The 13,150-nt window shown below is 68.3% G+C and carries 11 protein-coding genes; 7 read left to right on the forward strand and 4 right to left on the reverse strand.

Annotated elements, in window-relative coordinates:
* The first annotated feature begins 368 nt into the window (after positions 1-368).
* The 5 genes from pdxH to P3H15_RS30505 all read left to right on the forward strand — a co-directional run bounded on the left by pdxH (position 369) and on the right by P3H15_RS30505 (position 5,518).
* Positions 369-1,040 (forward strand): pyridoxamine 5'-phosphate oxidase, encoded by a 672-nt coding sequence (pdxH, locus tag P3H15_RS30485; RefSeq protein ID WP_276140686.1) that lies wholly within the window; start codon positions 369-371, stop codon positions 1,038-1,040.
* A gap of 42 nt (positions 1,041-1,082) precedes the next feature.
* Positions 1,083-2,369: an MFS transporter gene (locus P3H15_RS30490; RefSeq protein WP_276140634.1), complete on the forward strand. Its 1,287-nt coding sequence runs from the start codon at positions 1,083-1,085 to the stop codon at positions 2,367-2,369.
* Between the two features lie 52 nt (positions 2,370-2,421).
* Positions 2,422-3,384, forward strand: coding sequence for an aldose 1-epimerase family protein (locus tag P3H15_RS30495; RefSeq protein WP_276140635.1), 963 nt, complete (start codon positions 2,422-2,424; stop codon positions 3,382-3,384).
* A gap of 428 nt (positions 3,385-3,812) precedes the next feature.
* Positions 3,813-5,108: a citrate synthase gene (locus P3H15_RS30500; RefSeq protein ID WP_124394967.1), complete on the forward strand. Its 1,296-nt coding sequence runs from the start codon at positions 3,813-3,815 to the stop codon at positions 5,106-5,108.
* 47 nt (positions 5,109-5,155) lie between these two features.
* Positions 5,156-5,518, forward strand: coding sequence for an FKBP-type peptidyl-prolyl cis-trans isomerase (locus P3H15_RS30505; RefSeq protein ID WP_015888813.1), 363 nt, complete (start codon positions 5,156-5,158; stop codon positions 5,516-5,518).
* A gap of 29 nt (positions 5,519-5,547) precedes the next feature.
* On the opposite strand, the gene P3H15_RS30510 is transcribed toward P3H15_RS30505, so the two are convergent.
* Both P3H15_RS30510 and P3H15_RS30515 read right to left on the reverse strand, forming a co-directional pair.
* Positions 5,548-6,888: a HAMP domain-containing sensor histidine kinase gene (locus P3H15_RS30510; RefSeq protein ID WP_276140636.1), complete on the reverse strand. Its 1,341-nt coding sequence runs from the start codon at positions 6,886-6,888 to the stop codon at positions 5,548-5,550.
* Positions 6,885-7,601: a response regulator transcription factor gene (locus P3H15_RS30515; RefSeq protein ID WP_276140637.1), complete on the reverse strand. Its 717-nt coding sequence runs from the start codon at positions 7,599-7,601 to the stop codon at positions 6,885-6,887. The genes P3H15_RS30510 and P3H15_RS30515 overlap by 4 nt, the downstream gene beginning before the upstream one ends.
* An 82-nt stretch (positions 7,602-7,683) precedes the next feature.
* On the opposite strand from P3H15_RS30515, the gene P3H15_RS30520 reads away from it, so the two are divergent.
* Positions 7,684-8,601 carry a mechanosensitive ion channel family protein gene (locus tag P3H15_RS30520; protein ID WP_276140638.1) on the forward strand — a complete coding sequence of 306 codons (918 nt, stop codon included), beginning with the start codon at positions 7,684-7,686 and terminating at the stop codon, positions 8,599-8,601.
* Positions 8,602-8,630: 29 nt separating this feature from the next.
* Positions 8,631-9,971 carry a deoxyribodipyrimidine photo-lyase gene (locus P3H15_RS30525; protein ID WP_276140639.1) on the forward strand — a complete coding sequence of 447 codons (1,341 nt, stop codon included), beginning with the start codon at positions 8,631-8,633 and terminating at the stop codon, positions 9,969-9,971.
* 43 nt (positions 9,972-10,014) lie between these two features.
* Here the strand turns inward: P3H15_RS30525 and P3H15_RS30530 are convergent, their stop codons facing one another.
* Together P3H15_RS30530 and P3H15_RS30535 are read right to left on the reverse strand one after the other, a co-directional pair.
* Positions 10,015-11,949: a propionyl-CoA synthetase gene (locus tag P3H15_RS30530; RefSeq protein WP_276140640.1), complete on the reverse strand. Its 1,935-nt coding sequence runs from the start codon at positions 11,947-11,949 to the stop codon at positions 10,015-10,017.
* A 64-nt stretch (positions 11,950-12,013) separates the two neighbouring features.
* A complete protein-coding gene (locus P3H15_RS30535; RefSeq protein WP_276140641.1) occupies positions 12,014-13,051 on the reverse strand; it encodes an alpha/beta hydrolase family protein in 1,038 nt (345 codons plus the stop codon).
* Positions 13,052-13,150 lie beyond the last annotated feature (99 nt).

A 13,150-nucleotide genomic window follows, 5' to 3' on the forward strand; every position in this document is an offset into this window, starting at 1 on the left:
CGCCGTCCTTGTCGGGTTCGGCGATGTCGCTGGTGAACGCGACCACGCCTTCCAGTCCGCTGACGAAATCGTCCGGTATTGCCGCGCTAGCTGACATAGCTCGTGGACTCTCCTCGTTCGAGTGCCCCCGGTCAGAGCGGCACTGTCTCGGCGTTCGACAATTGCGCTGGGCGTGCATGCGGGATGGGCAGGCACCCTCGTCCGCGCAATCGACGTGCCGTCCCCGGGCATCGCACGATCGCGGCTGCAATCCGATGGGGACGGGTTCGGTCCCCAAAACTTTAGCCGGTGTCACCGGAGAGTTGATCAGTGCATACCCGGGAGTAGCGTTCTCGGCTGTGTCTCCAGATGCAGAACACCCGAAACCGGTGAACAAGGACCTCGCGGCCATGCGCGTCGGTTACGCACACCAGGGCGCCGACGGAGCGTATATCGACTCCGATCTGGACGCCGACCAGCTGAGCGACGGCTGGCTTCCGCTGATGCGCGGGTGGCTCGAGGACGCTGTGGAGTCCGGGGTTCCCGAACCCAACGCGATGACGCTCGGAACCGTCGACGAGCACGGACACCCGTGCACCCGCACCGTCCTCTGCAAGGGACTGAGTGCCGACGGTGTGCTGTTCTTCACCAACTACGACTCGGACAAGGGCCGCCAGCTGGAGTCGGTGCCGTACGCGTCGGTGACGTTCACCTGGGTGCCCGTCGCCCGGCAGATCACCGTCCGCGGCCCGGTCGAGCGCGTGAGTGCCGAGGTCACGGACGAGTACTGGCACAGCAGGCCCCGCGGATCCCGGCTGGGGGCGTGGGCGTCCGAGCAGTCGCGGCCGATCGGTTCGCGGGCCGAACTGGACGCCGCGCTGCTGCACGCGGCGGAGCGTTTCCCCGTCGACGTCGACATCCCGGTGCGGCCGGACTGGGGCGGAATCCTGATCCGCCCCGCTGTCGTGGAGTTCTGGCAGGGCCGGGCGAATCGGATGCACAACCGCATCCGGACGTCGCTGGTCGGCGGCTCGTGGACGGTGGAGCGGCTGCAGCCGTGACGACCGGGGAATAGTGAGCATGGGAAACGAGCTAAGGGAAGAATGACCGACACCGTCACCGAGAAGAAGAAGCGGCGGCTGCTCGCCGACACGGCGCCGCTGCAGAACCGGGACTACCGGCGCCTGTGGGCGGCCGGGATCGTGACGGTGATCGGCGGGCAGCTCAGCGTCGTGGCCGTGCCGCAGCAGGTGTACGAGATCACCCGCAGCTCGGCGTACGTGGGACTGACCGGTGTCTTCGCGCTGGTACCGCTGATCGTGTTCGGACTGTGGGGCGGCGCCCTCGCCGACGTCATGGACCGGCGGAAGCTGCTGACGATCACCACCGTCGGACTCGGTGTCACGGCGGTGCTGTTCTGGGTGCAGGCGGCGCTCGGCCTGAACAACGTGTGGCTGGTGCTCGGACTGCTCGGCCTGCAGCAGGCATTCTTCGCGATCAACCAGCCCACCCGCAGCGCGATCATCCCGCGGCTCATCCCGGTGGAACAACTGCCCGCGGCCAACTCGCTCAACATGACGGTCATGCAGTTCGGCGCCATCGCCGGACCGTTGCTCGCCGGGGTCATGATCCCGGTGGTCGGGCTGTCCACGCTGTATCTCGTCGATTCGATCGCCCTCCTGGCCACCCTGTGGGCGGTGCTCCGGCTGCCGGCCATCCCGCCGACGGGGGAGTCCCGGCGCGCCGGGCTGCGCGAGGTGTTCGACGGGTTCGCTTACCTCGCCACCCAGAAGGTGCTGCTCGCGTCGTTCGTCGTCGACATCATCGCGATGGTGTTCGGTATGCCGCGGGCGTTGTTCCCGCAGATCGCGCACGACACGTTCGGAGACCCGGCCTCCGGCGGTGTGGCGCTCGGCCTGCTGTTCGCGGCGATGTCGGTCGGCGCGGTGGCCGGCGGCGTGTTCTCCGGCTGGCTGCCGAGGGTCCGGCGTCAGGGCCGCGCCGTGATCGTGTGCATCGCGCTGTGGGGTCTGGCGATGGTGGGCTTCGGCGTCGTCGTGGGACTCGCCTCACCCGGAGGCAGTCCCGCCCTGTTGTGGATCGCTCTGGCGTTCCTCGCGTTCGGCGGCGCCGTCGACATGGTCTCGGCCGCGTTCCGCAGCACCATGCTCCAGCAGGTCGCCACGGACGAGATGCGCGGACGACTCCAGGGCGTCTTCATCGTCGTCGTCGCCGGGGGCCCGCGGATCGGCGACGTCCTGCACGGCGCCGCGGCCGCGGCGGTCGGAACGAGCGTCGCCGCGGCCGGTGGCGGCGTCCTCGTCGTCATCGGCGTGGTGATCGCCGCGCTCGCGTTCCCGGCGCTGATGCGGTACAAGGTCACGCGCTAGGTTCCCGTGCGCCATCACATATCTCGTGCAGATCTCGTGCACACTGAAATGCATGGGTGAATCGCAGTCGTCGAAGACGGACAGGCCTGCCGCGGCTGGATTCGAGATCCGGGGCGGCGGCTACCGGGCCGGTATCGCGGCCACCGGTGCCGGACTCCGGCTACTCGAACGGGACGGTCCGGACGGGCCGACGGCGCTCACCGAGACGTGGGACCTCGGCACCCGGCCCCCGCTGTCGGCCGGGTTGATCCTCGCGCCGTGGCCCAACCGGATCCGCGACGGCCGGTTCGTCTTCGACGGCATCGACCATCAGCTCGAGATCACGGAGCCGGGGTTCGCCAACGCGAGCCACGGATTCGTCCGTCGCCGGGACTGGCGTGTCGTACATCACGCCGACGACCGCATCGAGTTGTCGATCGACGTCGGCCTCCACAAGGGGTGGCCGTACCCGCTGCGGCTCACCGTCGACTACGTCCTGGGCGACGACGGCCTCACCGTGACGCACACCGCCACCAACACGGGAGCCATCCCGGTGCCGTTCGGGATGGGTTTCCACTCTTACGTCCGCGCCGGCGACTTTCCGCTCGACGAGTGCACGCTGCGCCTGTCGGCAGGCACCCGGCTGCCGCTCGACGAGCGGATGCTGCCCAGCGGCGGTTCGCAGGCCGTCGCGGGCACCGAATACGACTTCACCAGCCCGCGGACGCTGGCAGGTGTGGCCCTCGACACCCCGTTCAGCGCACTGGATGTGGACGTGGACGGCAGGTCGCGGCACGAATTGCGCGCACCGGACGGCACCGGAACGGTCCTGTGGGCGGCCCGGGAGTTCGGCTGGCTGCAGGCGTTCGTCGCGGATCCCGACGCGGGCAAGTCGTACCCGGGCCGCGGCCGGGCGCTGGCCCTGGAACCGATGACGTGCCCGCCGGATGCGTTCAACTCCGGAATCGATCAGTTGGTGCTCGCTCCGGGACAGCAGTGGACCGGTGTGTGGGGCATGTCGGCGCTGGGGTCGTAGCGGTTCGATTTTCGCCCGCCGGGTGCCCACTTGGTGAGACGGTGTAACACCGGTCGCGGTCCGGTCGATACGTCCGGCGGGGGTTCTTCCGTCGCGGCCGACGGTCTTTGTGCCAGCCTCTGTACTTCCCTCACCGAATCGGGTGACGCGGCGTGCGTTCTCCGCCGTCCTCGGCATCGGTGCAGGTAATGAGGCCAGTCCAGTCCCGCGCAACTGGCCCGCACGGATTCCGCTCCCGCGCCGTGCGGGCAAATCGGACACTCGACCAACCCGTTCGCCGACCCTTCCCCGAGGTCGCCACGCATCCCGCGGGGAGGCCGCGTCACGGCCCCTGAGCGGACCCGCCTTCGGCAGGCAGGCCAGAGTGGGGCTAGTTTCTACCTGAATGAAGTTGTTACTCATTGGTTTGAGCTTGAGAGGGATGCTTCGTGCCTGACAATGACACAAAGCCCACGCTTACCTACCCTGGTGGTGAGCACACGATGTCCATTGCCAGGGCAACCGAGGGCAATGACGGTATCGAACTGGGCAAGCTGCTCGCCAGCACCGGGTACACCACCCTGGACCCGGGTTTCGTCAATACCGCCTCCACCAGCTCCGCGATCACCTATATCGACGGTGAGAAGGGGATCCTCCGTTACCGCGGATACCCGATCGAACAGCTGGCCGAGAAGTCGACTTTCATCGAGGTCAGCTACCTGCTGATCTACGGTGAGCTGCCCACTGCGGCACAGCTGGAGTCGTTCACCGACCGGATCCGGCGCCACACCCTGCTGCACGAGGACCTGAAGAGGTTCTTCGACGGGTTCCCCCGGAACGCGCACCCGATGCCGGTGCTGTCCAGTGCCGTCAACGCGCTGTCCGCGTACTACCAGGACTCCCTGGACCCGGCCGACCCGGAACAGGTCGAACTGTCGACCATCCGCCTTCTCGCGAAGCTGCCGACCATCGCGGCCTACGCGTACAAGAAGTCCGTCGGACAGCCGTTCCTGTACCCGGACAACTCCCTGAACCTCGTCGAGAACTTCCTCCGGATGACGTTCGGCTTCCCCGCGGAGCCCTACGAGATCGATCCCGAGATCGCCAAGGCACTCGACATGCTGCTGATCCTGCACGCCGACCACGAGCAGAACTGCTCCACGTCGACGGTCCGCCTGGTCGGCTCCTCCGACGCCAACCTGTTCACCTCGATTTCCGGTGGCATCAACGCACTCTGGGGCCCGCTGCACGGCGGCGCCAACCAGGCGGTGCTGGAGATGCTCGACGAGATCAAGGCCAGCGGCAGCAACGCAGGCGACTTCGTCCGCAAGGTCAAGAACAAGGAAGACGGCGTGAAGCTCATGGGCTTCGGGCACCGCGTCTACCGCAACTACGACCCGCGCGCGGCGATCGTCAAGCAGACGGCGCACACCATCCTCGACAAGCTCGGCGGCGACGACGAACTGCTCGACATCGCGATGGCCCTCGAAGAGGCGGCGCTGACCGACGACTACTTCGTCGAGCGCAAGCTGTACCCGAACGTCGACTTCTACACGGGTCTGATCTACCGCGCGATGGGCTTCCCCACGCGCATGTTCACCGTTCTGTTCGCCATGGGCCGCTTGCCCGGGTGGATTGCACACTGGCGCGAGATGCACGAAGATCCCGCTACGAAGATCGGCCGTCCGCGCCAGATCTACACCGGCTACACCGAGCGTGACTACAAGGACGTCACAGGTCGCTGATCGCGAACACCTGTGCCGAACCATAGAGCCCTCATCGAGGAGGACACATGACCAAGCCCGAGATCGAGTTCCAAGAGGGACCCGCCCCGACCGACCTGGTCGTCAAGGACGTGGTCGTCGGAGACGGCGCCGAGGCCGTCCCCGGTGGCACCGTCGAGGTGCACTACGTCGGCGTCGAGTTCGAGTCCGGCGAGGAGTTCGACTCCTCCTGGAGCCGCGGCGAGTCCATCCAGTTCCCGCTGCGCGGCCTCATCAAGGGCTGGCAGGACGGCATCCCCGGGATGAAGGTGGGCGGACGTCGTCAGCTCACCATCCCGCCGGAGCTCGCCTACGGTCCCGCCGGCGCCGGACACCAGCTGTCCGGCAAGACGCTGGTGTTCATGATCGACCTGCTGGACGTGAAGGAATAGTCTCCACGGTCCGAAGGCCCCGCATCACCTCAGGGTGAGGCGGGGCTTTCCGCTTTCCGGGTCGTGTCGGTGTGCAATTCCACGACGAGCCGTGCGCCGCCGAGCGGGCTGACCTCGAAACGTGCGCTGCCGTTGTGCAATGCGGCCTGCTGGGCGACGAGCGCGAGGCCCAGCCCCGACCCGCTCTTCGTCGCGTTGGAACCGCGGTGGAACCGTTCGAACACGGCGGCCCGTTCGGCCTCGGGCACCCCGGAACCGTTGTCGTCGACGACGACGGTGGTGATGCCGTCGGCCGCTCTCAGTGTGATCGTCACCGCGGTGGCGCCGCCGTGCCGGACCGCGTTCTTGATGGCGTTGTCCAGGGTGAGGCGCAGTCCGCCGGGCATGCCGCGGACCGTCACCGGGGCCGCGTCGACGGTCACCTGCAGGCCGGGGTTGTGACGCATCGCCTCCTCCGCGGCGAGGTCGCTGATGTCGACGAGGTCGCAATCCACGAAGTCCTTGTCGGTGGACAGCTCGCCCCGGGCGAGGCGCTCGAGGTCGGACAGCGTCGACTCCACCCGGGCTTGTGAGCGGGCGAGGTCGCGGAGGATCTCGTGCTGCTGTTCCGGCGTCAGGTCGAGAGTGGTGAGGACCTCGAGGTCGGTGCGCATCGCGGTGAGCGGCGTGCGGAGTTCGTGCGCGGACACGGCGGCGAAGTCGCGGGCGGTGGCGAGGGCGGCCGTGGTCGCGGCCTGCGCCTCGGCGACGTCGCGCAGCATCGACTCGGCGGCGGAGGCCAGTTCGTCGGCCTCCCGCACTCCCGAGGACGTGGGTGTCAGTTTCGGTTCGCGGCGCACGATGCGGCCGGTCAGGTCGACCAGGGGGCGCACCGCACGACCCCCGAACAGCCATCCGAGGCCGCTGGCGGCGGCGACGGCGAGGACCCCCACCAGGGCTACCTGCCGTTGCTGCTCGGACGTCACGTCCTGCGCCTCGGCGTACGGCACGGCCAGGGAGATCCGGGTGCCGAGGAGAGGCACGGTCGCGGTGTAGGCCCGGTACCAGGTGTCGTCGATCCGCACCGTCTGCGAGCCGGGGTCGAGTTCGGGCAGCTGGGTGGGGGTGCTGACGAGCACGGTGTCGCCGTCGGCCGAACGGATCGTGATCGCGAACGCGCCCTTGTCGCCCAGCGCCCCGAGGAACAGCCCGGCGGTGGCCGCGTTGGGAACGAGGACGTCCGACGCCGTCTCCAGCCGCCGGTCGAGTTGCGCCAGGTTGTTCCGGTTGATCGCCAGCGATACCAGGATGCCGAGCGCCACGACGATGATCGTCGCCCCGAGCGCCGTCGCGGCGGCCACACGGGTCCGGAGGGAGAACGACCGTTTCACGACGGTTCCCGCAGCACGAACCCCACTCCGCGGACCGTGTGCAGGAGGCGCGGCCGACCACCGACCTCGAACTTGCGCCGCAGGTAGCCGACGAAGACGTCGACCACGTTGGTGTCGGCGACGAAGTCGTACCCCCATACCAGTTCGAGGAGCCGCTCCCGGCTCAGCACGATGCCGACGTTGCGGGCGAGGACCTCGAGCAGTTCGAATTCCCGCTTGGTCAGCGTCACCTCCTCGCCCGCCATGAAGACCCGGCGTGCGGACATGCGGATCTCGAGCGCACCGATCCGGATCGGCGGGGTCGCGGGCGAGTCGGCGGGCGCGGCGGTGGTCGTTCCGTGCCGACGCAGCATCGCCCGGATCCGCGCGATCAGTTCGGCGAGGACGAACGGCTTGACCAGGTAGTCGTCGGCACCCGACTCCAGACCGGAGATGCGGTCGTCGACGGTGTCGCGGGCGCTGAGCACACAGATCGGGATGTCGTTGCTCATGGCGCGCAGCGCGGTCACCACACCGGTCCCGTCGATGACCGGCATGTTCATGTCGAGCACCATCGCGTCCGGGCGCTGCTCGCTGACCACCCGCAGTGCGTCGGCGCCGTCGACGGCGGTGAGGACGGTGAATCCGGACAGGCGCAGGCCGCGTTCGAGGGACGTCCGCACGTCCTCGTCGTCGTCGACCACGAGGACACTGGCTGAGTCTGTGACGGTCACCCCTGCATTGTGCCGTGAGCGCGACCACAGAGCGTGCGGATGGCAGTTGTGAGAGCGTGTCTCGTCCGTACACTCGTTGGGGATGTTTCCTTCGCTGCAGGCATTCGAACTGACCGAAACCAACCGTGACTGGCTGATTCACCGGCCGGCCGAGATCGCGGCCTACGTCGTTCTGGCGCTCGTGCTGCGTTTCGCGTTGCACCGGATGATCGACCGGATGACGCGGCCCCGGGAGCCCTCGGACAAACCGGCCATGCTCCGTCCCCTGCGGGAACGCGCCCCGCGCGGCGTCAAGGAGGCGATGGTCAACGAGCGTCGCGCGCAACGCGCCCGGACGATCGGGTCGGTGCTCAAGTCGACGGTGTCGATCGTGGTGCTCATCTGGGTCGTGCTCCAGGTGCTCGCCGTCCTCGGCGTCAACGTCGCGCCGTTCATCGCGTCCGCCGGTGTGATCGGTGTCGCACTCGGTTTCGGTGCGCAGAATCTGGTCCGGGACTTCCTGTCGGGCATCTTCATGCTGCTCGAGGATCAGTACGGCGTCGGGGACGTCGTCGACCTCGGCGAGGCCGTCGGAACCGTCGAGACGGTGGGTCTGCGGGTCACCACGATCCGCGACGTCAACGGCACCCTCTGGTACTGCCGCAACGGCGAGATCGTCCGCGTCGGCAACATGAGCCAGGGGTACGCGGTCGCGGTGGTCGATCTGCCGATCGCGCACGCCGCCAACGTGCAACGGGCGTGCGAGGTGGCGCTGGAGGCCGTCACCGAGGCGGCCAAGGGCGACGCGATCGCGGCGGACGTACTCGAACCCCCGGAACTGCTGGGCGTGAACTCGGTGACCGCAGAATCGGTCACGCTCCGGATCACCGCGCGAACCAAGCCCGGCAGGCAGTGGGCGGTGCAGCGGACGTTCGCCCGCGCGGCGCTGTCGGCGTTCACGCACTACGACATCGACGCCCCGTACCTGTCGGTGCTGTCTTCGGCCCGCTCCACCAACTGAGCGGCCCGCATTTCGTTACCGTGGCAGACATGGACACCGCACTCGTCTGGTTCCGCCGCGACCTCCGGCTCGGTGACCTGCCGACGCTCCACACGGTCGCCGAGTCGGGGGCGCGTGCGCTCGGCCTGTTCGTTCTCGACAACCGGTTGCTGACCACGTCGGGCGACGCTCGCCGGGACTTCCTGTTCCGCAGCCTCGCGGCGCTGGACGACCAACTCGACGGCCGGTTGCTGGTAGTGAAGGGCGATCCCGTCGACGTGGTTCCGCGGATCGCGAAGAAGGTCGCGGCCGAAGAAGTGCACGTCAGCGCCGACTACGGACCCTACGGTCGCGAGCGGGACGCCGCCGTCGCCGAGCACGTCGAGCTGGTGGCCACCGGGTCGCCGTACGCCGTGGCGCCCGGCCGGGTGACCAAGGCGGACGGGGAACCGTACCGCGTGTTCACCCCGTACTTCCGGCAGTGGCTCGAGCACGGGTGGCGCGCGCCGATCGACACCGGGCCCCGGACGGTGGAGTGGATGGACCCGGACGACGTGAAGACGCGGCGGGTGACGATCCCCGAACCCGAATCCGACGGGTACGCCGCGGGTGAGGCGGCGGCGCTGGAACGGTGGGCGGAGTTCTGCGATGACGACCTCGCCGGATACGAGGACGCGCGGGATCGTCCCGGGCTCGACGCGACCAGCCGGATGTCGGTGTACCTGAAGTACGGCAACATTCATCCGCGGACGATGCTCCGCGATCTCGCCCGCCGCCGCAGCAAGAGCGCCGAGCAGTACAGGCGGCAGCTCGCGTGGCGGGACTTCTACGCCGACATCCTCTTCCAGCGCCCCGACAGCGCACGGGGAAACTACGACCGCCGCTTCGACCACATCCGCTACGACAGCGGGCCCGACGCCGAGGAGGCGTACACGGCGTGGTGCGACGGCCGGACGGGGTTCCCGATCGTCGATGCCGGGATGCGTCAGCTGAAAGCCGAAGGCTGGATGCACAACCGGGTGCGGATGATCGTCGCGTCGTTCTTCGTCAAGGATCTGCACCTGCCGTGGTGGCGGGGCGCCCGCTTCTTCATGAACCAACTCGTCGACGGCGATCTGGCGAACAACCAGCACGGCTGGCAGTGGACGGCGGGGTCGGGGACGGACGCGTCGCCGTACTTCCGGGTGTTCAACCCGACGACGCAGGGCGAGAAGTTCGACCCCGACGGCGAATACGTGCGGCGGTGGGTGCCCGAACTGCGGGGCATCTCCGGGAAGGCCGTCCACGCCCTGAAAGACGGCCGCCCCGAGGACTATCCGCCGCCGATCGTCGACCACGCCCACGAACGGCAGGAGGCCCTGGCCCGGTACGGCGAGATCAAGACCCCGTGAGTACTTCTTAACCGCGGGCGGTTAACAAGTACTCACGGGGCGGTCAGCCGCCCAACTGTTTCTTCAGCGCGTCGAGGACCGCGACGTCCTCGATGGTGGAGGGCACCGTGTACTCCTCGTGGTCGGCGATCTGCCGCATCGTCTTGCGCAGGATCTTGCCGGAGCGGGTCTTGGGCAGCGCCTGCACGACCGTCACGTCGCGGAACGTGGCGACGGCCCCGATCTGCTCACGCACCATCGCGACCAGTTCGGTGCGGAGCGTCTCCGGATCGATGTCGACGCCGGCCTTGAGCACCACGTAACCGCTGGGCCGCTGGCCCTTGAGTTCGTCGCGGATCCCGACCACCGCGCACTCGGCCACCGCGGAGTGTCCCGCGACCACGGCCTCCATGCTTCCGGTCGAAAGGCGATGTCCGGCAACGTTGATGACGTCGTCGCTGCGCCCGAGGACGAACACGTACCCGTCCTCGTCGATGTACCCGGAGTCGCCGGTGAGGTAGTAGCCCTCGAACGTGGCGAGATACGACTTCACGTACCGCTCCGGGTCGCGCCACAACCCGGCCAGGGTCCCCGGAGGCAGGGGCAGGCCGATCACGATGTTGCCTTCGGCCCCGGCCGGAACCACGTTCCCCTCGCCGTCGACGACCTGCACCCGGTACCCGGGAACCGGGACGGTGGGGGATCCGGCCTTCAGCGGCATCGGTTCGAGTCCGCGCAGGTTGGAACAGATCGCCCAGCCCGTCTCGGTCTGCCACCAGTGGTCGACGACGGGACGGTCCAGGACGCGGGTCGCCCACGCGTACGTGTCGGGGTCGAGGCGCTCGCCGGCCGCGAACAGCGTCTTCAGTGAGGAGATGTCGTACTTCTCGATCTCCGTCGCGTCGGGATCGGCCTTGCGGACGGCGCGGATCGCGGTCGGTGCGGTGAACAGCGCCGACACACCGTGATCGGAGATCACCCGCCAGAACGCCCCCGCATCCGGTGTCCCGACCGGCTTGCCTTCGTAGAGCACGGACGTGGCACCGGCGAGGAGCGGCCCGTAGACGATGTACGAGTGGCCGACCACCCAGCCGACGTCGGACGCGGTCCACCACACGTCACCCGGGCCGATGTCGTAGATGTTGCGCATCGACCATGTGAGCGCGACCGCGTGCCCGCCGTTGTCGCGGATCACGCCCTTCGGCTTCCCGGTGGTTCCGGACGTGTACAGGATGTACAGCGGGTCCGTCGCGGCCACCGGAACCGGTTCCGCGGGTGCGGCATCCGCCACCAGTGCGTCCCAGTCGAACCACGCCGCGTCGCCGCCCTGATAGTCGGCGGCCGAACCGGGAACCTGCTCGCGGTCCTTGACGATTACCGTGTGCGGAGGGGTGGCGGACAACTCCAGCGCCTTCGCCACCATCGGGAGGTATTCGACGGTGCGCCCCGGTTCGAGGCCGCCCGACGCCGTCACCAGGACCACCGGTCCGGCGTCGTCGATGCGGGTCGCGAGTTCCTTCGCGGCGAAACCCCCGAACACCACCGAGTGCACGGCGCCGATACGGGCGCAGGCCAGCATCGCGATCGCCGCTTCGGGGATCATCGGCATGTAGACGATCACCCGGTCCCCGGCCACCACACCCTGGTCTTTCAGGACGCCGGCGAACCGGGACACCTCGTCGAGAAGTTCTGCGTAGGTATAGGTGCGGGACGCGTCGGGAACCATCGCCGAGTCGTAGATCAACGCAGCCCGGTCCCCGTTGCCGTCGCGCACGTGCCGGTCCAGGGCGTTGAAACACGTGTTCAGCGACGCGTCCGGGAACCACCGGTACATCGGGGCGGCGGAGTCGTCGAGCGCGCGCGTCGGCGGGTGCTCCCACTCGACGGCCTCGGCGGCGGCGAGCCAGAATTCCTCGGGACTGTCGGTGCTCCGGCGGTAGACCTCGGCGTAGCTGTGGCCATGGTCGTCGCTCGAAGGCGCAGTTCCCGGGGAGCTCATCGATGCACGTCCTCTCGTCGTCCTGTGACCCGACACACCCTATGCGACGTCGGGTGCGCCCCGGTCAGACGCCGAGGGAACCGGCGATCATCGGCCAGGAGTTGTGCAGGTCGTCCTGCCAGTATCCCCACGAGTGGGTGCCGGTGGGCCGGAAGTCGTACGTGGCCGGGATTCCCAGCGCGTTCAGCCTGTCGGCCAGCTGATGGGTGCACTCGTTGGTACCCGCCTCGATGATGCCGCCGATGATCACCTGATTGGCGAGGACGCCCACATCTCCGTTGATGTCCGGGCCGTTGAGGTTCTCGTGAATGCCGGGCAGCCCGGTGGCGTTGCTGATGTACAGGTCGATGCCGCGTAGCTTCTCGGCGTTGACGACGGGGTCGTTGGCCACCCAGGCGGGGTCGTCGGGCGGTCCCCACATGTTGTCGACATCTCCGCCGCGGAAGCTGACGACGAACGTGACGTAGTCCCGGCCCGGTTTGGTGCTCGTCTGGGCGCACCCGCTGAACGCGCCGACAGCGCGATACAGCGAGGGCGCGGCCTCGGCCAGGCTCAGGACGGATGTGCCCGACATCGACAGACCCGCGATGGCATTCTCGCCGTTCGCTCCGAGTGCGGCGTCGACGATCGGGGGAAGTTCCTCGGTGAGAAAAGTGGTCCACTTGTTCACGCCGAGGACGGGATCGGGCTTCTCCCAGTCGGTGTAGTAGCTGTACGCCCCGCCGACGGGAGTGACGACGTTGACGTTCTTGTCGGCGAAGAAGCTGACCACGTCCGTCCGCGCCTGCCACGTCGCCGAATCCTCGCCGCCACCGGCACCGTTGAGCAGGTACAGGGTCGGCCGGGGAACGCTCGTGTCGGCGGGGCGGATGACCTCGAGGAGGATCACCTTCTCCATCGCCGCCGAGTAGACGAACATGTTCAGCTGGCGGTCGTTGATCTCCTCGATGTGGTCGAGGGCCGAGCCGTCCGCCGAGGCCGGCTTGTCGGCGGGAAGGGCCCGCCACACGTCCGCAGACGCCGTCGCCACCTGACCGAACATGGCAGACGAGGCAATGACGGCGACCGCCAGGAGTGCCCGACAGTGTCCGATCGCGCTCATAGCCGCTCCTCGTGCTTGACTGCGGTGCCCGACAACCGTCCGCTGATACCCGGAAACATTCCCCCTCCACGGTAACCGGCAAACATTCCCCGGGGCGGC

Source organism: Rhodococcus sp. T2V, assembly GCF_029269925.1.
Classification (GTDB): domain Bacteria; phylum Actinomycetota; class Actinomycetes; order Mycobacteriales; family Mycobacteriaceae; genus Rhodococcus_F; species Rhodococcus_F koreensis.

What these genes read in the sequence shown, in the direction of transcription:
- P3H15_RS30490 (WP_276140634.1), top strand. Translation starts at nt 1,083, where the DNA reads ATGACCGACACCGTCACCGAGAAGAAGAAGCGGCGGCTGCTCGCCGAC.
- P3H15_RS30495 (WP_276140635.1), top strand. Translation starts at nt 2,422, where the DNA reads ATGGGTGAATCGCAGTCGTCGAAGACGGACAGGCCTGCCGCGGCTGGA.
- P3H15_RS30505 (WP_015888813.1), top strand. Translation starts at nt 5,156, where the DNA reads ATGACCAAGCCCGAGATCGAGTTCCAAGAGGGACCCGCCCCGACCGAC.
- P3H15_RS30520 (WP_276140638.1), top strand. Translation starts at nt 7,684, where the DNA reads ATGTTTCCTTCGCTGCAGGCATTCGAACTGACCGAAACCAACCGTGAC.
- P3H15_RS30525 (WP_276140639.1), top strand. Translation starts at nt 8,631, where the DNA reads ATGGACACCGCACTCGTCTGGTTCCGCCGCGACCTCCGGCTCGGTGAC.
- P3H15_RS30530 (WP_276140640.1), bottom strand. Translation starts at nt 11,949, where the DNA reads ATGAGCTCCCCGGGAACTGCGCCTTCGAGCGACGACCATGGCCACAGC.
- P3H15_RS30535 (WP_276140641.1), bottom strand. Translation starts at nt 13,051, where the DNA reads ATGAGCGCGATCGGACACTGTCGGGCACTCCTGGCGGTCGCCGTCATT.